At 67.9% G+C, this 24,804-nt stretch carries 21 protein-coding genes and 2 pseudogenes; 14 read left to right on the top strand and 9 right to left on the bottom strand.

Features of this window, described 5'->3' with window-relative positions; all coding sequences use genetic code 11:
• The first annotated feature begins 6 nt into the window (after positions 1 to 6).
• A complete protein-coding gene (locus tag AC5P5R_RS15815) occupies positions 7 to 783 on the top strand; it encodes a CDP-diacylglycerol diphosphatase (protein WP_012480573.1) in 777 nt (258 codons plus the stop codon).
• Here the strand turns inward: AC5P5R_RS15815 and AC5P5R_RS15810 are convergent.
• On the bottom strand, positions 780 to 1,379 hold the full coding sequence (locus AC5P5R_RS15810) for a GNAT family N-acetyltransferase (protein WP_100438616.1): 600 nt from the start codon (positions 1,377 to 1,379) through the stop codon (positions 780 to 782). The genes AC5P5R_RS15815 and AC5P5R_RS15810 overlap by 4 nt on opposite strands.
• Positions 1,380 to 1,596: 217 nt before the next feature.
• On the opposite strand from AC5P5R_RS15810, the gene AC5P5R_RS15805 reads away from it, so the two are divergent.
• Both AC5P5R_RS15805 and AC5P5R_RS15800 read left to right on the top strand, forming a co-directional pair.
• Complete coding sequence (locus tag AC5P5R_RS15805; protein WP_100438615.1) at positions 1,597 to 4,323, top strand: TonB-dependent receptor plug domain-containing protein; 2,727 nt, start codon at positions 1,597 to 1,599, stop codon at positions 4,321 to 4,323.
• Between the two features lie 341 nt (positions 4,324 to 4,664).
• Complete coding sequence (locus tag AC5P5R_RS15800) at positions 4,665 to 5,060, top strand: hypothetical protein (protein ID WP_227860284.1); 396 nt, start codon at positions 4,665 to 4,667, stop codon at positions 5,058 to 5,060.
• A gap of 29 nt (positions 5,061 to 5,089) precedes the next feature.
• Here the strand turns inward: AC5P5R_RS15800 and AC5P5R_RS15795 are convergent, their stop codons facing one another.
• Positions 5,090 to 5,731 (bottom strand): hypothetical protein, encoded by a 642-nt coding sequence (locus AC5P5R_RS15795; protein WP_012480569.1) that lies wholly within the window; start codon positions 5,729 to 5,731, stop codon positions 5,090 to 5,092.
• 182 nt (positions 5,732 to 5,913) lie between these two features.
• On the opposite strand from AC5P5R_RS15795, the gene AC5P5R_RS15790 reads away from it, so the two are divergent.
• The gene (locus AC5P5R_RS15790; RefSeq protein ID WP_043035214.1) at positions 5,914 to 7,074 is read left to right on the top strand and encodes an amidohydrolase family protein; all 1,161 of its coding nucleotides are present in this window, start codon (positions 5,914 to 5,916) and stop codon (positions 7,072 to 7,074) included.
• Between the two features lie 77 nt (positions 7,075 to 7,151).
• Here the strand turns inward: AC5P5R_RS15790 and AC5P5R_RS15785 are convergent, their stop codons facing one another.
• Both AC5P5R_RS15785 and AC5P5R_RS15780 read right to left on the bottom strand, forming a co-directional pair.
• Complete coding sequence (locus AC5P5R_RS15785; RefSeq protein ID WP_012480567.1) at positions 7,152 to 7,589, bottom strand: DUF3806 domain-containing protein; 438 nt, start codon at positions 7,587 to 7,589, stop codon at positions 7,152 to 7,154.
• 132 nt (positions 7,590 to 7,721) lie between these two features.
• Entirely contained in the window at positions 7,722 to 8,603 is an 882-nt protein-coding gene (locus tag AC5P5R_RS15780) for a LysR substrate-binding domain-containing protein (RefSeq protein WP_033833894.1), read from the bottom strand.
• Between the two features lie 122 nt (positions 8,604 to 8,725).
• On the opposite strand from AC5P5R_RS15780, the gene AC5P5R_RS15775 reads away from it, so the two are divergent.
• A complete protein-coding gene (locus AC5P5R_RS15775) occupies positions 8,726 to 9,427 on the top strand; it encodes an ankyrin repeat domain-containing protein (protein WP_012480565.1) in 702 nt (233 codons plus the stop codon).
• Positions 9,428 to 9,478: 51 nt separating this feature from the next.
• Positions 9,479 to 9,988: pseudogene (locus AC5P5R_RS15770) on the top strand (amidohydrolase family protein); the annotation flags it as partial.
• Here AC5P5R_RS15770 and AC5P5R_RS15765 read toward each other — a convergent pair.
• Positions 9,979 to 10,056 (bottom strand): annotated as a pseudogene (locus AC5P5R_RS15765) (DNA-binding response regulator); the annotation flags it as partial. The pseudogenes AC5P5R_RS15770 and AC5P5R_RS15765 sit on opposite strands and share 10 nt — an antisense overlap.
• The gene (locus AC5P5R_RS15760; protein ID WP_062606250.1) at positions 10,049 to 13,078 is read right to left on the bottom strand and encodes a sensor histidine kinase; all 3,030 of its coding nucleotides are present in this window, start codon (positions 13,076 to 13,078) and stop codon (positions 10,049 to 10,051) included. The gene AC5P5R_RS15760 and the pseudogene AC5P5R_RS15765, both read right to left, overlap by 8 nt.
• A gap of 96 nt (positions 13,079 to 13,174) precedes the next feature.
• Between AC5P5R_RS15760 and AC5P5R_RS15755 the strand changes: the two genes are divergently transcribed.
• The 7 genes from AC5P5R_RS15755 (at position 13,175) to AC5P5R_RS15725 (ending at position 19,951) form a co-directional block, all read left to right on the top strand.
• On the top strand, positions 13,175 to 13,507 hold the full coding sequence (locus tag AC5P5R_RS15755) for a hypothetical protein (RefSeq protein WP_005413754.1): 333 nt from the start codon (positions 13,175 to 13,177) through the stop codon (positions 13,505 to 13,507).
• Positions 13,508 to 13,557: 50 nt separating this feature from the next.
• Complete coding sequence (locus AC5P5R_RS15750; protein WP_059034680.1) at positions 13,558 to 14,001, top strand: helix-turn-helix transcriptional regulator; 444 nt, start codon at positions 13,558 to 13,560, stop codon at positions 13,999 to 14,001.
• Complete coding sequence (locus AC5P5R_RS15745; RefSeq protein WP_012480558.1) at positions 13,998 to 14,654, top strand: hydrolase; 657 nt, start codon at positions 13,998 to 14,000, stop codon at positions 14,652 to 14,654. Before AC5P5R_RS15750 ends, AC5P5R_RS15745 begins: the two co-directional genes overlap by 4 nt.
• 2 nt (positions 14,655 to 14,656) lie before the next feature.
• Positions 14,657 to 15,082, top strand: coding sequence for a DoxX family protein (locus AC5P5R_RS15740; RefSeq protein WP_005413752.1), 426 nt, complete (start codon positions 14,657 to 14,659; stop codon positions 15,080 to 15,082).
• A gap of 119 nt (positions 15,083 to 15,201) precedes the next feature.
• Positions 15,202 to 17,049 carry an amidohydrolase gene (locus AC5P5R_RS15735; protein WP_171968963.1) on the top strand — a complete coding sequence of 616 codons (1,848 nt, stop codon included), beginning with the start codon at positions 15,202 to 15,204 and terminating at the stop codon, positions 17,047 to 17,049.
• A complete protein-coding gene (locus AC5P5R_RS15730; RefSeq protein WP_043035223.1) occupies positions 17,028 to 18,311 on the top strand; it encodes an alginate export family protein in 1,284 nt (427 codons plus the stop codon). The genes AC5P5R_RS15735 and AC5P5R_RS15730 overlap by 22 nt, the downstream gene beginning before the upstream one ends.
• Positions 18,305 to 19,951, top strand: a complete 1,647-nt coding sequence (locus AC5P5R_RS15725) for an MFS transporter (protein ID WP_062606248.1) — start codon at positions 18,305 to 18,307, stop codon at positions 19,949 to 19,951. The genes AC5P5R_RS15730 and AC5P5R_RS15725 overlap by 7 nt, the downstream gene beginning before the upstream one ends.
• A gap of 397 nt (positions 19,952 to 20,348) precedes the next feature.
• Here the strand turns inward: AC5P5R_RS15725 and AC5P5R_RS15720 are convergent, their stop codons facing one another.
• Positions 20,349 to 21,173 carry an alpha/beta fold hydrolase gene (locus AC5P5R_RS15720; protein ID WP_100438614.1) on the bottom strand — a complete coding sequence of 275 codons (825 nt, stop codon included), beginning with the start codon at positions 21,171 to 21,173 and terminating at the stop codon, positions 20,349 to 20,351.
• A 186-nt stretch (positions 21,174 to 21,359) separates the two neighbouring features.
• Here AC5P5R_RS15720 and AC5P5R_RS15715 point away from each other — a divergent pair, with 186 nt between their 5' ends.
• Positions 21,360 to 21,755, top strand: coding sequence for a hypothetical protein (locus AC5P5R_RS15715; RefSeq protein WP_043035225.1), 396 nt, complete (start codon positions 21,360 to 21,362; stop codon positions 21,753 to 21,755).
• Between the two features lie 75 nt (positions 21,756 to 21,830).
• Here the strand turns inward: AC5P5R_RS15715 and AC5P5R_RS15710 are convergent, their stop codons facing one another.
• Both AC5P5R_RS15710 and AC5P5R_RS15705 read right to left on the bottom strand, forming a co-directional pair.
• Positions 21,831 to 22,544 (bottom strand): DUF2968 domain-containing protein, encoded by a 714-nt coding sequence (locus AC5P5R_RS15710; protein ID WP_012480553.1) that lies wholly within the window; start codon positions 22,542 to 22,544, stop codon positions 21,831 to 21,833.
• Positions 22,545 to 22,643: 99 nt separating this feature from the next.
• Positions 22,644 to 24,797, bottom strand: coding sequence for a TadG family pilus assembly protein (locus AC5P5R_RS15705; RefSeq protein WP_005410002.1), 2,154 nt, complete (start codon positions 24,795 to 24,797; stop codon positions 22,644 to 22,646).
• Positions 24,798 to 24,804: the final 7 nt, after the last annotated feature.

Raw genomic sequence — 24,804 nt, 5'->3', positions numbered from 1 at the left:
GTTGCCGTGTCCCTGCGCCCCTTCCTGCTGTCGTCCCTGCTGTTGTTGTCCGCCTGTGCCAGTGCGCCGCCGCCGCCGGCCCATTCCGATGCATTGTGGCGATTGATCGAACGTGACTGCCGGGGCCCCGAAGGTCCACGCGGCGACTGCCTGCGCGTGGAGACGGCCGCAGACCGCCGCGATGTGCTGGTCAAGGATGCGCACGGCGACTACCAGTTCCTGCTGATGCCGCTGGACAAGGTGAGCGGTATCGAGAGCCGCAGCCTGTACCAGCGTGGTGCACCGAACTACTTCGCTGCCGCCTGGCAGGCGCGCAGCCACACCGAACAGGCCCTGCGGCAACCACTGCCGCGCAACGTCGCCAGCCTGGCGTTGAACTCGCCGCACGGCCGCTCGCAGCACCAGCTGCATATCCACGTGGATTGCCTGCGCGCCGACGTGCTGCAGGCGCTGGACACGCATGCTGCCGCCCTCGGCAGCCGCTGGGCACCGCTGCCGGTCCTGCTGCGCGGCCATCAATACCAGGCACGCCTGCTGGCGGGCGCGGAACTGACCGCCAATCCGCTCAATCTGCTGGCTTACGATCTCGCAGGCGTGGACGATGTTGGTCAGTGGAGCCTGGTCGTGGCCGGCCGGGACGCCGTGCAGGGCGGCCCGGGCTTCATCCTGCTGGCGACCCGGGTGGACGCCGGCACCGGCAACGAGGCCAGCGCCGAAGAACTGCAGGACCACGCCTGCTCGGTGCTGACCGGCGCAGGCGACGCGTTGGAGCGGGTCCGCTAACCCGGTGGCTGCTGGCGGCTGCGCCAGACCGGTGCAGTCAGCGCCAGCAGCTGGCGGTCCTGCCAGCCATCCAGATCCAGATGATGGTCGCGCAACAGGCCTTCGTGCTCGAAGCCGAAGGCGTGCAGCGCAGTGGCGAACGGGTCACTGCAGTCCGGTGGCAGCATCACGAACAGGCGGTGCACGCCCACATCCTCGAACAGGAACGGGCACAGCGCGCGCAGCGCTGCATCCACGTGCGGGTGCCAGTGCTGCAGCGACAGCAGCTCGGCGCAGCACGTATGCAGGGACTGCAGGCGGACATGCAGCTGGTCCAGGACAGTGCCGTGCTCGTCATCGAACACACCCAGCAGCAGCTGGTCGTTGTCCTGCTCCAGCCGCGAGCGATGCATGTGGGCAAGGAAGCGGGCTTCTTCGTCGATACCGGCCGGATGGCGGCGCCCGCGTCGGCGGCGGTCGTCGAACAGGCGCCAGGCCGGCAGATCGGCCCGCTGGAACGGGCGCAGGGTGACCGGTGCCACCTGCAGCTGCAGCAGATGGCGGCGCGACACAGGGCGCAGCGGGGGGAGGAGGGATGTGGGGTACGGGGTCATCATCCCCGGAACGATGGCAATGCCCGCTTCGCCAGACCATTCAAAAGATTGCAAAAACGCGACGACCACCGGGCGGAGCCTGATTCGGTTCAGGCATAAGTCCATCAGGGCTGGTCATTTCCGTTGAAACCATCCATTCAGGACACTTTCGTTACGGGATCGTTATGCGCCGCGCAGGCCTCCGGTCCCATACCACCCGTCCAACTCCCCCAGGAAGCCCATGTCTGCCTCCCACAAGGCGCTGCGCCCGCGTCCGCTGGTGCTCGCGCTGTCGTCCCTGATGCTGGTGTCGTCGCCGGCCTTCGCGCAGGAAAGCGCACCCACCTCATTGCAGGAAGTGAAGGTCACCGGCTCGCGCATTCCGCGCGCCAGTGTCGAAGGGCCGTCGCCGGTGACCGTGATCAGCCGCGAGCAGATCGACGCGCAGGGCTACCGCAACGCGTTCGACGCGCTGAGCGCCCTGACTGAAAACACCGGCAACGTGCAGGGCGAGGACTTCGGCAACACCTTCACCCCGGCGGCCAACACCATCAACCTGCGCGGGCTGGGCCCGAACCGCACGCTGGTGCTGGTCAACGGCCGCCGCCAGGCCGACTACCCGCTGGCCTACGAGGGCTCGGTGAACGTGGTCAACCTGGCCAACATTCCCAGTGCGCTGATCGAGCGCATCGAGGTCTTGGCGGCCGGTGCGTCGGCGGTGTATGGCTCCGACGCCATCGCCGGTGTGGTCAACATCATCCTCAAGGACCGCTTTGAGGGTGTGGACGTGAACGTGCGGGCCGGCGGCACCCAGCAGGGCGGTGGCGACAACCAGCGCGCGCAGGTGGTTGGTGGCAGTTCCGGCGAGCGCTGGGATGCCCTGTTCGGCTTCGAGTTCGATGTGCGCAAGGCGATCCATGCGCGCCAGCGCGATTTCATGGACTCGCTGGATGATGACCCCGCCGGCAAGGCGCCGCAGGCGACCGCGATCGCGTATCGCCGCAACGCCGCGACCGGTCGCAACATCGATCCGGGCGCCAATGGCTGCGACGCGGCGTCGGATATCTATGGCGGCAGCGTGTTCCGTGCCTTCAACCCGCGCCAGGGCTGGTATTGCGGCAGCAACGAGGCCGCCGCCAGCTACTGGACGGTGCAGACCGAGAAGCGCAACCTCAACGGCTACGGCCTGCTGACCTTCCACGTCAACGAGACCACCGACCTGTTCGCCGATCTGGCCGTGGGCAGCGCACGCATCACCAACAACACCCGTGCGCCCACCTGGACCTCGGCCCGCAACTACTTCTACAACCAGACCACCGGCAACCTGGAAAGCTGGTACCGCCGCTTTGCGCCCGAGGAAATCGGTGGCCTGCCGCACAATGTCAATCGTTTCCTGGAAAATTCGTGGTCATTCAACGTCGGCGCGCGCGGCCAGATCGGCGACAGTGGCTGGGACTATGAGGCGGTCTACAGCCGTTCGCGTTACGAGAACCGCACCCGCCGCCCGGTGCTGCTGGCCGGGATCAACGAATACCTGCTTGGCCCGAAGCTGGGCGTGCGCAATGGTGTAGAGGTCTATGCGCCGGATCCGGCGCGCCTGTTCCAGCCGCTGAGCCCGAACGAGTACCAGAGCCTGTCCGGCTACCAGGAGAGCCGCAACGCGGCGTGGCTGCAGACCTTCAGCGCCAGCGTCAACGGCCGGCTGTTCGCACTGCCCGGTGGCGACGCTGCGCTGGCCGCGGTGGTCGAGGCTGGCAGCCAGGGCTATCGCAATCGACCGGACCCCCGACTGGGCACCGGTGAATTCTGGAACACCAGCGCCGGTATTGGTGCCGGTGGCGAGCGCGACCGCTATGCTGCCGGCGTGGAGCTGCAGCTGCCGTTGCTGCAGTCGCTGACCACCACCCTGGCCGGGCGCTATGACCAGTACCGTGCCGGTGGTGAGCACATCGGCAAGGCGACCTGGAGCTTCGGCGTCGAGTTCCGCCCGATCGAGAGCCTGCTGATCCGTGGTACCGCTGCCACCAGCTTCCGGGCGCCGGACATGAACTACGTGTTCGCGACAGAGACGCGTGGTTACAACCCGGGCATGACCGACTACTGGCGCTGCCGCACCGCAGGCCAGTCGTATGACAACTGCGACTACAACGGCCTGTCGATCGATTACAGCAACCGTGCCAACCCGCAGCTGCAGCCGGAGTCGGCCAAGTCGTATGGCTTCGGCGTGGTCTGGTCGCCGCTGGCTGGCCTGGATTTCAGTGCCGATTACTACGACATCCGCATCGACAACGAGGTGACCAGCCTCGATACCAGCCGCATCCTGCGCGACGAGGCCGATTGCCGGTTGGGCAAGACGCTGGGCGGCGAGGCGCGTGACATCGGCTCACCGCTGTGCCAGGACGCGCTGTCGCGTGTGATCCGCAACCCGTCCAATGCAACCGTGCAGCCGGACCAGGTGACCCGTGTGCTGATCAACCCGATCAACGCCGCCTCTGAATCGGTTCGCGGCCTGGACCTGAAGGGCAACTGGCGTTTCGATGCCGGTCGCTATGGCCGCTTCACCACGCGCCTGGCCTACACCGTGGTGCTGGAGCACAAATACCGGCAGTTCTCCGATGATCCGGAGCGTGACATCCGCAATTCGCTGGATGACTACCAGTGGCGCAGCAAGGCCAACGGCAGCATCACCTGGAACCAGGGTGACTGGACCACCACGCTGTACGGCAACCGCTTCGGCTCGCTGCCGAAGACCGATGGCAGTGGCCGCATCGCGCCGTACATGACCTACAACGCCAGCGTGTTCCGCCAATTCGGCGAGAACCTGTCGGTGGGCGTGATCGTCAACAACCTGCGTGACAGCCGCCCGCCGGCGGACAAGAACGGTGGCGGCTGGCCGTTCTATCCGGTCGGCAACTACGATCCGTATGGCCGCCAGTACTGGGTGCAGCTGGACTACCGGTTCCGCTGATCCGGCAGGCGAACGAAAGGCCCGGCATTGCCGGGCTTTTCTTTGTGCAGTGCATCCGTGTTGCCGGCGCGCACATGGCATGCTGGGGCGATACACGGAGGAGGATGCGCATGGATGTCAGGGGGTGGAGTGTGATTGCCGTGCTGGCCATTGCAGGTTGCAGTGGCAGGCAGGCGGCCAGCGTGGAGGATGCCGCGGAGGTGGCCAATGCCGCGCCTGCGCCGTCCCTTTCCAACCCCGCGACCGATGCTGTATCAGCGCGCGTGCCAACGGCATCGAGTACCACGACGGCTGCCCCTGGGCTCGCGCAACCGGAGGGTCACTTCCTCGAGGGCGAGCGCATGCTGCTGAACGAGGGTGCGGTGTCCGCACAGAAGAGCGAGGCGGTGCTGGGTTCCGACAAGGCCTTCGCGCAGGCGATCAGCCAGTTCGAGCGCGATGCAGCCGGTCACCTGGAAGTGCAGGACCTGACCCGGCTCTACAGGGCGGCCGCGACCCGGCTCATCGGCAACGACGGCACGCTGGTGTCTTTTGCCTGCGGCTACAGCCTGTGCGTTGGCGAGATCCGCAGCCGTACCGATGAGGATTTCAGTGCCTGGTCCGAGGCGATCGGCATGGACAAGGTGGCCCCGGTCTACAGCCTGGCCACGGCGCCGATGACATGGGGCAGGGACCAGCATGGCGGGCGCTTCGTGTTCTCGGTGGATCCGGCCGCCAACGGCATCACGGGCCCGTAGCGCCGGCGGATGACCGGCGCCACGGCGCGTTACGGAAGCGCCTGTTGCAGGTACGACTCGATGACGTAGCTGAAAGGCTGCTGCTGGCGGTCGCGCAGCAGGGCGCGCACTTCAAGGATCACGCCGCGGTCGCCTTCGCCCCGCGGCGGCCAGAACGTCTGGTCGGCCAAGGTCTGGCGCTGGAAACCGAGCGGGCCGACCACGCGACCGAACGGTTCGTCGGTGCTGTCCAGCACCTGGTTCATGGCCGGGCTGAGATGGCCGGGCAGGTACCAGTTGTCGGCCTCGGACAGCACGCGGCTGCCGCAGACCAGCTGCACGCGGCGATAGCGCAGCTCGGCACCTGGCTTCACACCCAGCGCCTGCAGCACGTCGGCGGGGGCAGGCTTGTCCTGGCCGTGTACGCGCACTGCACGCACCCGCGCCTGTTCGGCCAGGCCGTGCTCGGCGCACCAGTGTTCCAGCGTGGCAGTGGCGCTCTGCCCGGACAGCACGCGCTGGTGCAGGCGCTCGACCAGTGCAGCCGGGGCAATGCGCTGCTGACCCGGCGGCGACTGCAGCGGCGCAGCGGCCGCCGCATCAGTGGCGGACAGGCTGGCGATCGGGGCGGCGGCAAGCAGGGACGCGGCCTGCCAGCGGCGGAGACGATCGTGGCGGTCGGACGGGCCCATGCGGCATCACAGCGGAAACAGGCGCCCATGTTACCCGTTCAGGGGTGTGCACGGCGTGGCTGCGACCGGTTGTCGCAGGGCAGTCATCGTTCTGGTGAATGCGTGCCATCCAGATATTTCGTTGGCCGATGGCTGCGGCGAGGCGCACGATGGCGCCATTCTTGGCATTCCGGGAGTTCCCGATGACCCTCCAGTTCGTCCATGGCGGTGTCGACCGCGACGGTGCGCCACTGCATTTCCATATCCGTGATGGCCGCATCAGCGGGCTCAATGGCGAGGCGGCGCCGGCCGACGCGGCGGAATGCGTCGACCTGCAGGGCTTCGCGGTGCTGCCCGGGCTGGTCGACGGCCACATTCACCTCGACAAGAGCTTCGTCGGCGACCGTTGGCACCCGCACCAGCCGGTGAACAGCCTGCGTGAGCGGCTGGCGGTGGAGAAGGCGGCGGTGGCGGGTGCGGCACCGATGGTGGACCGTGCCGAGGCGCTGATCCGCCAATGCAGTGCTTTCGGTACGGTGGCGATGCGCTGCCATGTCGATATCGACGGCAGCACCGGTCTCGGCCATCTCGAAGCGGTGCGCGAGGCGGCACTGCGCTGCGCCGACATCATGCGGATCCAGCTGGTGGCGTTTCCGCAGGCCGGGGTGATGTCCTGTCCCGGCACCGCCGCCGTACTGGAGCAGGCGCTTGCCGCGGGCGTGGAGGTGCTCGGCGGCATCGACCCGACCACGCTCGATGGTGATGCCGAAGGCCAGCTGGCGCTGCTGTTCGGCCTGGCCGAGCGTTACGGCGTGCAGCTGGACATCCATCTGCACGAGCCCGGCGAAACCGGCCTGGCCCAGCTGCTGCGCATCGCGGCGCGGACGCGGGCCGCCGGCCTGCAGGGGCGGGTTGCGGTCAGCCATGCCTATTCGCTGGGCGACGTGCCGCTGGCGCGCGCGCTGCAGGTGGGCGAAGCACTGGCCACGGCGGGTGTGGCGATCATGAGCAACGCGCCGGGCGATCATCCTTTCCCGCCGCTGCGCGCGCTGCATGATGCCGGTGTGCGCGTGTTCGCAGGCAACGACAACATCCGCGACTGCTGGTGGCCGTACGGTAACGGCGACCTGCTGCAGCGGGCGATGTTGCTGGGCTACCGGTCCGGCTTCTACACCGATGCCGACCTGATGCTGGCGCTGGACATGGTCACCACCCACGCCGCGCAGGCGATCGGCCTGCCGCAGCATGGTATTGCCGAAGGCCGGCCGGCGACGTTCGTGGCCGTGCGTGCCGACCACGGCCCGGCCGCTGTGGCCGGGGTGCCGGTGGAGCGCCGCGTGGTGGTCGACGGCCGCTGGCTGTAGATCCACGTCATGGCGTGGATGCGCCATCGCGTGGTCTCATTCATCCACGCATGGCGTGGATCTACCCCGATGTACCGTCAGGCGTAATCGTCGGCGCGGGTGGCGACGAATTCCTCAAGCCACGCAAGCAGGTGGGCGATGTCGATGATCTCGCCCTGTTCGACGCGCTTGAGCAGCAGTGTGCTGGCGCCGATCTGCAGGCTGCTGTCGGCATAACGCAGCACCGCGTCGATGCCCCATGCATCGGTGACCTGCATCCAGGCCAGGCCCGGCACGCGCTGGGCCAGGGTGTCACCGAATGCCACGCCCAGCGCTTCCCAGCCATCGCAGTCGGCACGGTCGATCAGCTTGGCATCGATCACGCGCTGCAGTGTGCTGGCCGCCAGCGGCCACTGCACCGGCAACGTCGGGAAGCCGGCCGCCACGCGCGCGGCGATCAGCGAGCGCTGGTGCTGCAGATGCGTCTGCAGGGCAGCGGGCAGGGGATCGAAGCGGGTGGGGATTTCGTCGGACATGGCAGGGCGCCGTGGGGCACGGAAACAACAGGCACTCTACGAGGCGATTGTTGCCCGCTATACGGCCGGAGTGACCATGTTTCGATGCGTGATGCGCGAAAGGCATCCACGCATGGCGTGGATCTACCGTGGTCAGTCCGGTTCGCGCTGCACCTGCCGCCACAGCTCGCTGGCCAGCGCACGCACGGCATCGTCGGCGTCGGCACGGTGCAGCAGGCCGATTTCGTAGTTGTCGATCACCGGCAGCTCGCGCTCGCCATCGATGATGCGGTGCTCGCGGCTGACCGCGCGGCGTGGCAGCAGGCTGATGCCGATGCCATCGGCCACCGCGCCCTGGATGCCGCTCAGCGACGAGCTGGTGAAGGCGATGCGCCAGCGCAGGCCCAGCGCTTCCACGGCATGGATCATCTCGTCGCGGTACAGCCCGCGCGGGGGGAAGGTGACCAGCGGCAGCGGGTCCTGCTGCAGGCAGCTGCTGCGCAGGCTGTCGATCCAGTGCATCGGCTCGCGGCGGCAGTGCACGGCCTGGCGGCTGTTGCGGCGCTGCTTGACCAGCACCAGATCCAACTCGCCATGATCGAAGCCCTGCGCCAGGTCGCGGCTGAGGCCGCTGCTGATCTCCAGCTTCACCTGCGGGTGGCGACGGCTGAAGGCGGCCAGCATGCGCGTGGTCTGCGCGTTGACGAAATCCTCGGGCACGCCGATGCGGACCGCGGTCTCCACCGTCGCACCGGCCAGCGCCTGCGCCATTTCCTCGTTCAGGTCGAGCATGCGCCGCGCGTAGCCGAGCAGGGTGTGGCCGGCATCAGTGGGGTGCACGTCGCGATGGCCGCGTTCAAGCAGGCGATGCCCGGCCAGTTCCTCCAGCCGGCGCACCTTCTGGCTGACCGTGGACTGGGTCGAATGCAGGCGCGTGGCCGCCGTGGTGAAGCTGCCGCAGTCGGCCACCATCACCAGCGCCCGCAGCAGGTCCAGTTCGAACAGGGTTCTATTCGATTTGGCACTGTCTTGCATTTGAACATTTCACTTCTGGATACCCAGGCCGACTTCTACCATGCAGGGCAGGGGCCGGCAACGCCCGGCTGTTGCTACCGTCGCACGGCGTTCCGTGGCGACGGACATGAGGAGACACTGTCATGCGCGTCCATCATTCCGCTGGTTGGCCTGCGCCGTTCACGCGCGTGCTGCTGTTGTGCCTGCTGGCCATGGTCACCCCTGCCTGCACCGCCACGTCCAGGGCCGACGCAGACGCGCGCCTGCGGGATGCCGCCAGCCGCGGCGACGCCGATGCGGTGCGACAGGCGATCGAGGATGGCGCCACGCTGGAGGCGCGCGATGGCCAGGGCCGCACCGCGCTGCTGCTGGCCACGCATGGCAACAACGTGGATGCCGCGCGTGAGCTGATCGAGGCCGGGGCAGACGTCAACGCCAAGGACGCGTTGCAGGACAGCGCCTACCTGTACGCCGGTGCGCGCGGCCTGGACGAGATCCTGGCGATGACCCTGGCGCATGGCGCCGATCTGCGCAGCACCAACCGCTATGGCGGCACCGCGCTGATTCCGGCCGCCGAGCGCGGTCACGTCGCCACTGTGCGCACGCTGCTGCGGGCCGGTGTGGCGGTGGACCATGTCAACCGGCTGCACTGGACCGCGCTGCTGGAAGCGATCCTGCTCGGCGATGGCGGTGCGCGCCACGTGCAGATCGTGCAGCTGCTGCTGGAGGCCGGTGCCGACCCGGAGCTTGCCGACGGCGACGGCGTGACGCCGCTGGCGCACGCGCGCCAGCGCGGCTATACCGGAATTGAGACCCTGCTGCGCCAGCACGGCGCGGTGCGTTGAATGCAACCCCCTTCCACCCGCACGCTGGGCGTGCCCATCAGGATGCTGTCCATGTTCCGTTCCCGTCCGTTGTCCCTTGCCATCCTCCTTGCGGTAGCACCGCTGTCGGCGTCTGCCGCCGAGCGCGCCGACCTGCTGATCCGCAATGCCACCGTGGTCGATGTCGAGCACGCCAGCACGCTGGCCGGGCAGAGCGTGGTGATCCGTGGCGAGGACATCGTCGCCGTCGGTCCGGACGCGCAGCTGCGCAGCCAATGGAGTGCGGCCCGCCAGATCGATGCCAAGGGCAAGTACCTGATTCCGGGCCTGTGGGACATGCATGTGCACTTCGGTGGTGGTCCGGCGCTGATCGAAGAGAACAAGGCGCTGCTGCCGCTGTACATCGCGCATGGCATCACCACGGTGCGTGACTGCTCCGGCGATCTGCCCGAGCAGGTGCTGCAGTGGCGTGGCGAGATCGCCAAGGGCACCTTGTTCGGCCCGCGCCTGCTCAGTTCCGGCGCGAAGATCGAAGGCATCAAGCCGGTCTGGAAGGGCACGATCGAAGTGGGCAGGGCGGCCAGGCCGTCACGCAGCAGCGGGTGGTCGTCGACCACCAGTACGCCGATCGGGGCAGGGGTTTCAGTCATGGCTCGTTCTACTCCAGGGCCAGCGCCAACGTGATGGGCGGCGGTGATACAGGCGCCGGGCGGGAACTGCCAGCGCGACTTCGGTCCCCAGCCCGGGGCGGGTCCACAGCTGCAGTTCCGCGCCAAGGCGCTGCGCGCGCTCGCGCATGCCCTGCAGGCCCCAATGGCCATGGCCGGCATTTTCGTCGGCGATGCCCACGCCATCATCGCGCACGTGTAGAAGGAAGCACCGCGTGCCGTAGGACAGCTCCACTTCGATGGCGCTGGCATTGGCATGGCGCAGCGCATTGCGGATCGCCTCGCGTCCGATCAGGAACACTTCCTCGGCGGCATCAGCCTGCAGCGGTGGGTGGGGGCCTTCCACGGTCAGGCGCAGCGGATTGGTGCCGTGCCCGGCATACTCGGCGTGCACATCGGCCAGTGCCGAAGCGAGGTCGCGACCCGCGAACGGCCCCTCGCGCAGCGCATTGACCCGCTCGCGGCCCTCGGCCAGGTTGCGCTCGGCCAGCTGCATCGCCGACTCCAGCTGGCTGCGCACCGGCTCGGGGGTCTGGGGTGACTGGCTGATCGCATGCAGGCGCAGGATAAGGCCCTGGCTGCCCTGCAGCAGGGTGTCGTGCAGGTCGCGCGCGATGCGTTCGCGTTCGCCATTGCGTTCCTGCAGGCGCGCACGGAACAGCGCGGCCAGCTGCCCGCTGCGGATGCGTACTGCCAGCACCAGTAGTGCGAGCACGGCGGCGGTGCACAGCAGTTTGAACCACACGGTCTGGATGAAGGTAGGCGCGATGCGGAAGCTGCGGCTGGCCGGTGCGGTGCTCCAGATGCCGTCCTCATTGGCGGCTTCCACCTCGAACCGGTAGTTGCCTGGCGCGAGGTTGGTGTAATACGCGCGGGTGCTGCTGCCCGCGTCCTGCCAGCTATCGTCAACGCCGGACAGGCGATAGCGATAGCGGTTGCGTTCCGGGCGTGCCAGCGACAGCGCCACGTAGTCGATCTGCAGCTGGCTGGTGCCGGCCGGCAGGCGCAGGCCGTCCCGCAGTGGTTGCCGTTCGCTGCCATGCAGCACGTCGCCGATGCGCACGCTGGGAGCCATCGCATTGACGTGCGACCGGGTGGTGTCCAGCCAGGCCAGGCCCTGGTTGGTGGCCAGCCATAGCAGGCCGTCGTCGGCCAGCACGGCGGTGGGGATCGGTCCGCTCTGCAGGGCGATGCCCGGCATGCCATCCACCGCATCGAACAGGCGTGGCGTCACCGGCTGCCCGGTACGCAGCGCCCGCCGCAACTGATCGCTCCCCAACCGGACCAGGCCACGACTGCCATTGAGCCACAGGTGACCGTGCGCATCGGCAACCATGCCGGTGATGCCCTCCAGCACGCCGGCCATGTCGGTGCTGACCGGCATGAAGCGGCCATTGCCGAGGCGGGCGGCCAGCCCGGCCTCACCGGCCACCAGCAACAGGTCCTGGTGGTGCAGCAGCGCGGTGACCGGCCCGACCAACAGCCCGTGGTTGGCATCGAAGGTTTCGATGCGGGTCGCGCCCATGCTGCGCAGCCGGCCGTCGGCATAGCCGAGCAGCAGCTGGCCATTGGCATCCAGCGCCAGTGATGAGCAGGCCTGTTCGGGCAGGCGCGTTTCGCGCTGCCACTGGCCGTGCAGATAGTGCAGCACGCCACGTTCACCGGTGCAGACCCAGGCCTGGTCGTCATCGGCGAACAGCAGGGCATGCAGCGGTTGCCCGGTGAAGGGCTCGGGCAGCGGAATCAGCGTGGTGTGGCCGGCCACCGTGCGTGCCAGGTTGACCCAGTCGAACTGCCAGATCGGCGTGGGCGCCCGGCGCGCGGCCGCCTGCAGTTGTGCGGCGCTGCCTTCCAGCAGTGGCCGGCGCAGGTCGTACGGCTTGAGGTCCTCGCCGTAGCCGTACACACGCCCATCGCTGGCCCGCACCAGCGAGCGATAGGGATCACTGGGGCCGACCGCCAGCGTGTGCACGCTGCGCACGCGGAAGCGGTTGAGGCCCAGATTGGTGCCGACCCAGAGATTGCCTTCGCGGTCGGCGATGATCGGCACGGCCGAGGTGGCGGTCAGCCCGTGCGGCGAATCGAAACGCTCCATGCGCACGGCGCGGCTGCCGTCGAACGTGACCCGGGCCACACCGCCATGCGGGCTCATCGTGGCCCATAACGCGCCGTCGGCAGTGAACTGCAGGCGCGCGGCGACCAGGTCCGGCAGGCGTCGCGCTTCGCGTTCGCTGTCCGGCAGCAGGCCCTGCGCATTGGCCAGCGGCGAGGTGCCGCGCACACGGTCGGCCAGCCAGACTTCGCCCTGCGGGCTCTCGGTCAGCGTCGCCATCTGGGATACAGCAATGCCGGTGTCCTCGAAACGCGGTTGGCCTGCAGGACGCATCCAGATCCTGAGGTTGGCCAGTACCCAGAAGGTGCCACGGCTGTCGTGCAGCACCCATTGCACGCGGTGTTCCGGAACGCCCGTGTCTGCGGGCAGCGGCTGCCAGCGCTGGCCATCGAACTCGCGCAGCCCTCCATTGATGGCTGCCCACATGCGGCCGTCGCGGTCCTGGCTGAAGTGCGGTACCACGCCAACCGGCACGCCCTGGCCGCGGCCGTAGTTGTACAGGTGGCCGCGCGCGAACTGGCTGATGCCTGCCTGGAAGTAGCCGATCCACAGTGCGCCATCGGCGCTGTGTTCCAACGTGACCATGTTGGTGGACGGGTAGCGGGTGCCAGCCGGTGGCGCCTGCCGTTCGAAGCGACGTCCGTCGAATCGGTACAGGCCCGAACCGGTAGCCAACCACAACAGGCCGTCACGGTCCTGGCTGATGTCCCAGATGTCACCGGGTGCACCCTGGCCGACCCGCCAGGCAGTGTGCTCGTAGCCGGGCAACCCGCTGCTCACGGCCGGCCGCTGCACGGCGAGGGCGGGCAGGGCGGTCCACAGCAGCAGGCACGCCAGCAGCGCCGGCAGGCGACGCAGGAACGGGAAGGGGCGGCCACGCATGGCGCGCATTCTCGCAGGTGCGGGGCAGCCGCGGGTGACCCGAACGGGGTAGGCGCCTGGTGCCGTGGTCGGCTATCACGCCGGCATGTCCTGTGGAGTCCGGCCATGCAGCGCCTGTTCGTGATGTTCCCCGACCGCGGGCCGGGCATCGGCCTGCTGTGGCTGCGGCTGTGCGTGGCCGCTGCATTGTGCACGCCGGGCACGCACGCGGGCTGGCTGTCGGCGCTATGCCTGCTGGCGGTGGCGATGCTTGCACTGGGCGTATTGACGCCGCTGGCGGTAGTGCCGGCAACACTGGGCCTGTATGCACAGGCACTGCCGTGGCCACTGGTGGTGTTGCCGCTGGCCTTGCTGGCGCTGGGCCCTGGCGCTTATTCACTGGATGCGCGGTTGTTCGGGCGCCGCCTGCTCGGCCGTCGGCCTCCCCCATTCGGGTAGGTGCTGGCCTCGACCGACGGGGGTAGGGCATCACGCAGGGGTCACGCACCATGGGGCATCCCTTCGCGGCGTCCCGCATGGCCACCATCCTTCCGCCTGATCCGCCCGCCGCTTCACTGGCGCCGCAGCAGGTCGCTGCATTGCAGCGTGCATTGCGCTATGTCGATGAACACCTGTCACAGCCGCTGCGGGTCACCGAACTGGCGGCCGTCGCCTGCGTCAGTCGCTTCCATCTGGTGCGCCTGTTCCGCAGCGGTACCGGCGCCAGCCCGCTGCGTTATGTACGCCGTCGCCGTATCGAACGTGCGCGCGAGCTGTTGTCGGCCCAGCACCTGCCGATGTCCTGCCTGGCGCAGCAGCTCGGCTTCTTCGACCAGAGCCATTTCGTCCGCAGCTTCCGCGCCGAGACCGGCTGCAGCCCCGGCCAGTACCTGGCCGGCGATGCAGCCCTGTTGCTTCCCCCTGATCGTGTTTCCAACGGAGTCCACCCATGAGCCTTGCCACCGCCACGCCCGCCCCGGCCCTGTTGTCGCCCACCGACCATGCCCTGGTGCTGATCGACTTCCAGTCACAGATGGCATTCGCTACCCATACCATCGACATCTCCGCGCTGCGCAACAACGTGTCGTTGATCAGCAAGGGGGCCAAGGGCTTCAATGTGCCGGTGGTGCTGACCACGGTTGCAGAAGCGTCGTTCTCCGGCCCGATGTTCCCGGAACTGCCGCAGATCTTCCCAGGCCAGCCGGTGTTCGACCGCACCTCGATGAATACCTGGGAAGACCGGGCGGTGATCGACGAGATCAACCGCATCGGCAAGCGCCGCCTGGTGCTTGCCGGCCTCTGGACCAGCGTCTGCATCGTCGGGCCGGCGCTGTCGGCGCTGGCGCAGGGTTTCGAGGTCTACGTGATCACCGATGCCTGCGGCGATGTCAGCGAAGAAGCGCACGAGCGTGCGATCACCCGCATGGTGCAGGCCGGCGCGGTGCCGATGACCAGCGTGCAGTACCTGCTCGAACTGCAGCGCGACTGGGCACGCGGTGAAACCTACGACCTGACCACCGGCATTGCCCGCGACCATGCCGGCGGCTACGGCATCGGCATCCAGTACGCCAAGCGCATGTTCGGCGCGCAGGAAGGCGGGCACTGAGCATGCTGGCTGGCCATGGCCTCGACCTGGCCCTGCTGATGCTGCGCTTGGCGGCAGGAGGCTTCCTGCTGCCGCACGCACTGGGCAAGCTGTTCGGCTGGTTCGGTGGACCGGGGCTGTCCGGCTTCGCTACCGAGCTGCGCAGCTTCGGGCTGCCAGCGGTGGCACCGTTGCCGCTGTTGCTGGCCCTGCTGCAGGTGCTGTCCGGGCTGGCCGTGCTGCTGGGATGGCAGACCCGCATCGCCGCGCTTGCAGCGGCCGCCTTCATCGGTTTCACCGTCCTGTTGGCCCTGCCCAGGGGCTGGTTCTGGATGCGCGGTGGCAGTGAGTACCCGTTGATGTGGACCACGGTACTGCTGGCCATCGCGTTGGCCGGGCCCGGCACCTGGGCACTGGACGTCCATCGCCTTCCGGGAGACCTCGCATGAGTCACGATCCCCTCGATCACGGCCGCCGCAACGTGCTGCTGGCCAGCGGCGCCGCTGTTGCGCTCGGTCTGGCCGGCCGTGCCGGTGCCGAACTCGATTCCACTTCCAAGGAGCGTCGCATGAGCACGCTGGTCATCCGCAATGCCCGCATCACCACCCTCGACCCGCAGCAGCCGCATGCGCAGGCGCTGGCCGTGCAGGAAGGACGCATTGTTGCCGTCGGCAGCGACGAGGAGATCATGCGTGGCTGGGGCAATGAAGCGACCTTGATCGACGCTCAGGGCCGGCGCCTGCTGCCCGGCCTCAACGACAGCCACACCCACCTGATCCGCGGTGGCCTGAACTACAACCTGGAACTGCGCTGGGACGGCCTGCGCTCGCTGGGCGACGCCCTGGACATGCTGAAGGCCCAGGTCGACCGCACGCCCGCGCCGCAGTGGGTACGCGTGGTCGGTGGCTTCACTGCCGCGCAGTTCAACGAGAAGCGCTTGCCGACCCTGCAGGAGCTCAACGACATCGCGCCGGATACACCGGTGTTCCTGCTGCACCTGTATGACCGCGCACTCCTCAACCGTGCCGCGCTGCGCGCCTGCGGCTACACCAAGGACACGCCGGATCCGCCGGGCGGGCAGATCGTGCGTGACTCGCTGGGCAACCCGACCGGGCTGCTGCTGGCCAAGCCGAATGCGTTGATCCTGTACGCGACGCTGGCCAAGGGACCGCGCCTGCCGATCGAGTACCAGGCGAACTCGACACGCCACTTCATGCGCGAACTGAACCGGCTTGGCATCACCTCGGTGATCGACGCCGGCGGTGGCTTCCAGAACTATCCCGAGGATTACCAGGTCATCGAGCAGCTGCACCGCGATGACCAGCTGACGGTGCGCATTGCCTACAACCTGTTCACCCAGAACAAGGGCAGGGAAGTGGATGACTTCCGTGGCTGGAGCGAGATCCTGCAGCCGCGCCAGGGCGATGACCTGCTGCGCCACAACGGTGCCGGCGAGATGCTGGTGTTCTCCGCCGCCGACTTCGAACTGTTCAACGAGCCCCGCCCGGAACTGCCGCCGGAGCTTGAGCCGGAACTGCACGACGTGGTGAAGCTGCTGGTCGAGAAGCGCTGGCCGTTCCGCATCCACGCCACCTACGACGAGAGCATCACCCGCATCCTGGATGTGTACGAACAGGTCAACCGCGAGGTGCCGTTCGATGGCCTGCACTGGTTCATCGACCACGCCGAGACCATCACCCCGCGCAACATCGAACGCATCCGTGCGCTGGGTGGCGGCATTGCCGTGCAGCACCGCATGGCCTACCAGGGCGAAGCCTTCGTCGAGCGCTATGGCGTGCAGGCCGCGCGGCACACGCCGCCGGTCAAGCGCATGCTGGCCGAAGGCGTGCCGGTCGGTGCCGGTACCGACGCCACCCGCGTGGCCAGTTACAACCCGTGGGTGGCGTTGTCCTGGCTGGTGACCGGGCGCACCGTGGGTGGGCTGGCCCTGTATGGCGAGGAAAACCTGCTTGAACGCGAGCAGGCCCTGCGCCTGTGGACCCAGGGCAGCGCCTGGTTCTCCGGCGACGAGGCGGTGAAGGGCACGCTGAAAGCTGGCCAATTGGCCGACTTCATCCTGCTCTCGGCCGATTTCTTCCGCGTCGACGACGCGCAAATTGCCGACATCACCAGCCTGCTGACCGTCGTCGGCGGCCGCATCGTGCACGCCGACGGCGACTACGCCGGCCTTGCGCCGCAGCTGCCGCCGGCGATGCCGGACTGGTCGCCGGTCAACCGGTTCGGTGGCTACCACGTCGGCGGTGCGGCCACCGGGTTGGCCACCACCCATCGCCGCCATCACGGCGTGGCCTGCAGTACCCACGGTGCGCACGGGCATGCCGCGCAGCACGCGGCGCCGACCAATGACCTGACCGCGTTCTGGGGCGCGATGGGATGCTCGTGCTTCGCGTTCTGAGCCTGGCGCTGCTGGCCGTGCCATCGCTGGCGCTGGCCTGCGAGGGTGGCCACTGCACAGACGCCGGTGACGGCCAATTGCAGTGGGATGCCTCACTGCGCGTGCGTGGCCTGTACTACGACCCGACCCGGTTCGGTATTGGTGGCAGCGAAGATGGCCATGGCCTGCTGCGTGCGCTGGCCTCGGCCACCTATGTGGAGGACAGCTGGCAGGCAAAGCTGCAGCTGGGCGTGCATGCTGAGAATGGCAGGGCTGGCGGACCCGGCCGCACCGACCGCAGCGCGTTGGACGTGCAGCAGGCGTATTGGCGCTGGCAGCGCGGCGGCTTCCACCTGCAACTCGGTCGGCAGGAAGCCGGCTACGGAAGCTCACGACTGTTGTCGGTGCGCGATGGGCCGAACATCCGCCTGGCCTTCGATGGTGCGCGCCTGGGCTGGAAGGGCCGCCTCGGCACGCTTGATCTGATGGCACTGCGACCGGTGGAGAACCGGCCGGGTGCCTTTGATGATCGCGGGGAGCACGGTGCCCACCTGTGGGGTGCCTATGCCACCACGGCACGCGGGCAGGGCGCGGCGCAGTGGGATCTGTATCTGCTGGACTACCGCCGCGAAGGCGCACGCTTCGCGGCGGGTTCCGGCATCGAGCGGCGGCAGACCTTGGGTGCGCGCTGGTTCGGCCAGGCCGGTGCACTGGACTGGAACAGCGAGCTGGTGGCGCAGGGCGGTGAACTGCGCACCGCGACCGGCAACCTCGACATTCGCGCCTGGACGCTGGCTACCGATACCGGTTGGCGCTGGAACGATGTGCCGCTGCAACCGCGCCTGGGGCTGAAGGCCGACGTCGCCAGCGGCGATGGCAATCCGCGGGACGGCCGCCTGGGAACCTTCAATGCACTGTTCCCGAAATCGGCCTACTTCAGCGAGGCCAGCCTGCTGGCCCCGGCCAACCTGATGGACGTGCAGCCGACCCTGAGCCTGCGCCTGCACGACACGGTGACGACGGAGCTGGGCGTACAGATGGCCTGGAAGCATCGTCGCGCCGATGCGGTCTATACCACGCCGGCGCCGTTGGTGGCGTTGCCAGGCAGTGCCGGTGCTGCGCGCCGCATCGGTAATCAATACAAATCCGAAACCCGCTGGCAGGCCAGCGAACACTGGCAATGGCAGCTGCAGCTGGCCTGGGTCGATGCCGGTCCTGCGCTGAAGCAGGCCGGTGGCCAGGACACGCTGTTCGCCTCGATCGTTGGAGCATGGCAATGGTGAACGCAAGCGCGTCGCAACCCCCCGTACAGGCCGCAGGTGCCTGGTCCCCGCTGAAGATCCAGATGTTCCGCTCGATCTGGCTGGCGATCCTGGCCAGCAACATCGGCACCTGGGTCAATGACGTGGCGGCCGCCTGGGTCATGGCCGAACGTACCGGTTCGCCGTTGATGGTGGCGCTGGTGCAGTCGGCCACCACGGTGCCGATCGTGCTGCTGGCACTCGCCGCCGGAACGCTGGCCGACATCGTCGATCGCCGCAGGTACCTGTTGGCGACCCAGGGCTGGATGCTGCTGGTCGCGGCCGTGATGGCGGCGCTGACTGCGATGGACATGCTGACTCCGCAGCTGCTGGTACTGCTGACCTTCTGCATGGGTTGCGGTGCAGCGATGGCAATGCCGGCGCAGGCCGCAATCGTGTCCGAGCTGGTGCCGCAGCCGATGCTGGCCTCGGCGGTGGCGCTGAACTCGATCGGCATCAACATCGCCCGCTCGATCGGCCCGGCCATTGGTGGCGTGATCGTGGCGCAGCTGGGTGCGGTGTGGGCGTTCGGCTTCAATGCCATCACCTTTGCCGCGATGCTGTTCGTGGTGTGGGGCTGGAAGCGTGATCCCAAGCAATCCAGCCTGCCACCGGAAGGCTTTGGTGCAGGGCTGAAGGCGGGCCTGCGCTATGCCAGCCGCGCTGGACGCCTGCAGGCCGTGCTGATCAAGTCGGTGGGCTTCTTCTTCTTTGCTGCGGCGATGAATGCACTGCTGCCGGTGGTGGTACGCGGCCAGATGCAGGGTGGGGCGGGGCAGTACGGCATGCTGCTGGGCTGCATCGGTATCGGTGCCGTAGGTGGTGCCTTGCTGCTGCCGAAGCTGCGCGCGCAGCTGGATCGCGACCTGCTGGTGCTGCTGGCCACGCTGTCGCTGGCGCTCAGCCTGGTCGGGCTGGCGCTGACCCGCAGCTGGTACGTGCTTCCGGCTGTGATGCTGGTCAATGGCTTCGCCTGGATCACCGTGCTGTCGTCGCTGCAGATCGCCGCGCAGACGGCGGTGCCGGCATGGATACGCGCGCGTGCGCTGGCGCTGTACATCATGGTGTTCTCGGCCGGCATGGCGGCCGGTGGCCTGAGCTGGGGCGCGTTGGCACAGCGCACCTCGCCGGAGCTGGCGTTGCTGGTGGCTGCCGCAGGTGCGGTGATCGGCGGACTGCTGGTGTGGCGCGTGCGGATTGCTGGCACCGAGGATCTGAACCTGCGTCCGGCCGGGCACTGGCCCGCACCCGAGCTGTCGGTGCCGGTGTCGAACGATCGCGGCCCGGTGCTGGTCACCATCGAGTACCGCATCGACGGTGCTGAGCGTGCCGCGTTCCAGTCGCAGATGCGCGCGCTGGGTACGATCCGCCGCCGCGATGGCGCGGTGGTCTGGGGCGTGGTCGAGGACGTGGCCAGTCCAGGCATCCACCTGGAGTATTTCGTGACCCCGTCGTGGCTGGAGCACCTGCGCCAGCACGAACGCATCACCGCTGATGACAAGGCCATCCAGGAAGTATTGCGGGAGCTGCATCGCGGTGAGCGTGCACCCGTGGTGCGTCACTTCGTGGGTGGGCATGACCCGCTGCCTGCCGCCGTGCCGCATCACCACACCGACATCTGACCCGCCGGTGGTAGAGCCGGCCGCTGGCCGGCTGTGCGTGATCACGATGGGTGATCGGGTTGCCGGCCAGCGGCCGGCACTACCGAAGCAGAGGCGTTTGACCCGCCGGTGGTAGAGCCGGCCGCTGGCCGGCTGTGCGTGATCACGATGGTGATCGGGTTGCCGGCCAGCGGCCGGCACTACTGAAGCAGAGGCGTTTGACCCGCCAGTGGTAGAGCCGGCCGCTGGCCGGCTGCGCGTGATCACGATGGTGATCGGGTTGCCGGCCAGCGGCCGGCACTACCGAAGCAGAGGCCGCTGGCCGGCTGCGCGTGATCACGATGGATGATCGGGTTGCCGGCCAGCGGCCGGCTCTACCGAAGGGGCGGCGGCACCGGTGCGGCGCCGCCGCGGTACATCAGCTGCGCGCGAACGCGAGCAGGTCGGCGTTGAACTGGTCGGCGTGGGTGACGGTCAGGCCATGCGGTGCACCGGCGTACACCTTCAGCTCGGCATCCTTGATGATCTGCGAGGACAGCTTCGCCGAGGCATCTAACGGGACGATCTGGTCGTCATCGCCGTGCACCACCAGCGCCGGCACGTCGATCTTCTTCAGGTCCTCGGTGTAGTCCACTTCCGAGAATTCGTGCACGCAGTCGTACTGGCCCTTGACGCCGCCGAGCATGCCCTGCAGCCAGAACGAATCACGCATGCCCTGGGTAACGGTATTGCTATCGCGGTTGGCACCGAAGAACGGTGTGGTCAGGTCCTTGAAGAACTGCGAGCGGTCACCGCCCGTGCCCTTGCGGATGCCGTCGAAGACTTCCAGCGGGGTACCGGCCGGATTGGCGTCGGTTTTCAGCATCAGCGGCGGCACGGCGCCGACCAGCACCACTTTTGACACGCGCTTGCTGCCGTGGCGGCCGATGTAGTGGGTCACTTCGCCGCCGCCGGTGGAATGACCGACCAGGATCGCGTCCTTCAGGTCCAGCGCCTCGATCACCGCGGCCAGGTCATCGGCGTAGGTGTCCATGTTGTTGCCATCCCAGGTCTGGCTCGAACGGCCGTGGCTGCGACGGTCGTGGGCGATCACGCGGAAGCCGTTCTGGCCCATGAACAGCATCTGCGGGTCCCAGGCATCGGACGACAGCGGCCAGCCGTGGGCGAACACGACCGGCTGGCCGGTGCCCCAGTCCTTGTAGAAAATGCGGGCGCCATCGGCGACGGTGACGTAATTGCTCATTGCGGGTTCCTTGGCGGAAGGGAGGGAAGGCACTGGCAGCGGTGCCGGGGCCTTCGGCAGTACATCGCAGTGCACTTCGGACGGCTTGCACGGCTGTGCTGGATTGCCCGGACTGTGACGCGTATCGCTCTGGCATGAAGCGGCCACCGCGCAGACGATGGCGGCAGCCTGGTCGAGGAGCCCGCGATGCCGAGAATGCGATGCAGCCCACTGTTGTGCCTGATGCTGGTCACGGCGGTTCATGCGCAGACCAACGTCTACAAATGCGTGGACGGGCCACATCCGGTCTATCAGCAGACACCCTGCCAGGGGCATGCGGAATGGCGCTGGGAGGTGCCCGAGGAGCAGTCGCTGTCACGCGGACCGGTGCCAAAGCCGGCCGGCGCGGGCAGCGCGGTGCCGGCGCGACCGCGCACCGTGCGCTCGGGGCGGCCGCAGGCCGCGCTGATACCCATCAGCACGGACCCCAGGGCCTGTGAGCGCGCACGACAGCGCCGCGGGGAGGTGCTGGCCAAGGTCAAGCGCCTGGACTTCGTACAGCGTCGGCAGCTCGATGACGCGGTGTACGACGCGTGCCGCTGAGCGTGGCTCACGAAAGGCCGTAAACGACAACGGCGCCCTGTGGCGCCGTTGTGCGTGGATGCGGATGGCCGGGCCTCAGCGACCGTCGCTGGCGGCAGCCGGTGCCGGCGAAGGCACGCTTTCCGGCTTGGGCAGGCTCAGTTCCGGGTTGCCCTGTTCGGCCTGCAGGATCTGGATGCGGCGCTGCAGGGCGTCCAGCTGGCTGTTGGTGCTCTGCACGTCGGTGCTGAGGCTGACCGCCTGCTGCTGCGCCTGCTGCAGGGCCGCGCTGACCTGGGCCGACTGCGCCTGCTGCTGTTCCATTTCCTGCTGCAGGGTGCGCAGGCGTTCCTCGTTGTAGGCCACCAGGCGCTCGGTGTAGCGCTTGCCGGCTTCCAGGCGGGTGGTATCGATGTACACCTGGGCCAGCTGCTCGGACTGCTGGGCAAAGGTACGGTAGACGCGCTCGGCGTTGTCGACGGCATCGGTCTTGATCACCCGCCAGAAGTTCTTCTCCTGGAACAGGGCGACGTAGTAGGTCAGGGTGTTGGCGTTGAACAGCAGGCTGGCGCCGTAGTTGCCGTTGTAGGTCGTGCGCAGCTCGGTCAGCTGGCGCGAATCCATCAGCTGCTTGAGTTCGTCAACGGTGTTGCGCACCACCGGGGCGCTGCGTGCGGCCGGCTCTGCGGCTGCCTCACGGTCGCCACGGGCAGCCATCGCCGCCGGTGCCACCAGCATCATGGCCACGGCCAGCAGTGCCGCGCCGCGCGCGTGCCGGGCGAAGACCGCGCCCCCTGAAGTTTCTCGCATGTCTAGACCATCCACGGATGAGTGTGGGTTGAGATGAAGGTGGTTCCCCGCCGGGAGTCTAGCATGGGCGCAGGCGCCGCCAAGGGCGCCTGTCACGGGTCAGTAGACCAGCTGCGCCGCGCTGCACTGGATCGACTGCACGTTGACGTCGGTGCGGCCGAGTTCCAGGCCCAGCACGCTCGCCAGCAGGTTGGTCAGCAGGGTGCCGACGCTGTTGAGCACCGGCCGCAGGGCGGTCAGGATCGGCTTGAGCAGCGTGCACAGCAGGCCGCTGCAGCTCACGCTGCCATCCGGATTGGTGACGCCGGTTCCACCGGTACCATCCAGGAAGCCGGCCGGCGCGGTCTGGATGTACGAGGCCAGGTTGTTGCGTACACACCCGTTGTAGTCGATCAGGTTGCCCAGCAGGCTGTCGCAGCGGTTGATCAGCAGGCCGCCCACCAGCGATCCCAGCAGCCCATCGAGCACGCCCAGTCCCTGGCCGGTGACGGTCACCTTGAACGCGTCCCAGACCGGACCGTCCTTGTGGCAGGTGGCCAGGTTCAGCAGGCCGCAGGCGTAGGGCAGGCCTCCGGGTACGGTCCAGCTGTTGAGCGGGGCCAGTTGCCGGCTTGCGTCGCCATCGCGCAGCAGTGGAATCAACTTGTCCACCTCATAGCGGGTGTTCGGCGGGAAGGTGGCCTGCAGGTAGCGGTCGGCCAGTGCCTTGGCGGTGTCGTTGGCGCTCATGCCCTGCTTGGGTGAGCTGAGCATGCCTGACAGCACGCGCAGCAGTTCATTGACCAGGTCCGACACCGCGTTGCCTACTGCCAGCGGGTTGATCCGGGTCGAGGCGGTCTCGCCGGCGGCCAGGGTCAGGTTCTGGGAGCTGGTCAGGGCGGGCAGGGTGATCCTGTCATTGATCAAGGGCTGTCCGAGTAGTCTCAGCAACTGCTCGTTCTTCAGGGAGGCGTCGCAGACATTGCTCCTGGAAAAGCGTTGCGCCGGGTCGACATTACCGACGCAGGCGCGCAGCACCGACGAATCGACCTGGATGGTGGCCTTGGGTGGACTGGCGCCGCACTGGATACCGGTCAGCGTGCCCATCGCGTTGGCGACATCGACATGCAGTGGCAGGTGCAGGCGCGTGCCGAGCAGGTTCAGCAACGGGCCCACCGCGAACAGGTTGTTGCTGTCCACGTCCACCATCAGCCGCACCTGCGCGTTGTACGCGCGTGTGCCGACGCCACCGATGGCGATCGAGGGCGGTTCCACCACGCCGGCCTGGATGTTGATGCCCAGCAGGTCCAGTCCCTTCACCGCAACGCCATTGCCGTCGTTGGCGATGGAGATGGCGGTACTGATCAGGTTGAGCACGTTGACCTTCGTTTCCAGCGCGCTGCCGATCGTGCCATCGGGCGAGACCACTTCGGCGAACAGACCGCCGCCACCGGACTGGCTGCCCAGCACGATGTTGAGCTTGTTGATGTCCAGCTGGGTGGCGACCAGATCGGACAGTGCACGCAGCTGTACGCCCACGGTGCTGTCGCGGCCGACCACGGTGGCGGTGGCATCGACCAGCTGTGCCAGCGAGACCTTGTTGACCGACAGCAGCCGGTTGAAGTCAGCCACGCTGAGGTTGGCGCTGACCGGGATGTTCAACGCCTTGAGCAGGCCCGACGGCGTGATGTTGGCCTGGGCGAGGCCGTCATAGGAGAGCACGGTGGCGTTGGTCACATCCAGGCCGACCAGGCGCAGGGTCGACAACAGTACCGAGTCGCCATTGGTGCGCAGCAGCTGCGAACCGACCGCGAATACTGCAGTGGGCTCCGAACGGCGGGCTACGGCCTCCACGCTGACGGTGGGCAGGCCGGTGTTCTGGCCGAAGAACGGCAGCACGCTGCGCTGCGCGACCACCTGCACGGCATTGCGCGGGTTGCTGGCATCGACGGTGGTGACGAAGCGGTTCGACGTGCTGCGTGTGGCGCTCCAGTTGCCGCAGCGGATCTGCACGGTGCCTGCAAACCTGTTCTGGGTGACCGCGCTCTGCCGCGCTGCACTGTTGTCGCTGTTGTCAGACGTGCACAGCTCCAGCCGTTGTGCACCGGCCAGTGCAGCGAGGTCCGCGACTTTCTGTGCGTCACGCTTGGCCCAGAACAGATAGCCGATCTCTACCAGGCCCAGCATGGCGAGCAGCGCCAGCATGACCAGCATCATGGTGACCGACATGCCGCCGCGTGGGCGGCCGAAACTGAACTGGCGTGGGCGTTTCATGGCCTAC

The organism is Stenotrophomonas sp. YJH_SMC_19 (assembly GCF_059367915.1).
This window is presented reverse-complemented; position numbering and strand designations above follow the sequence as displayed.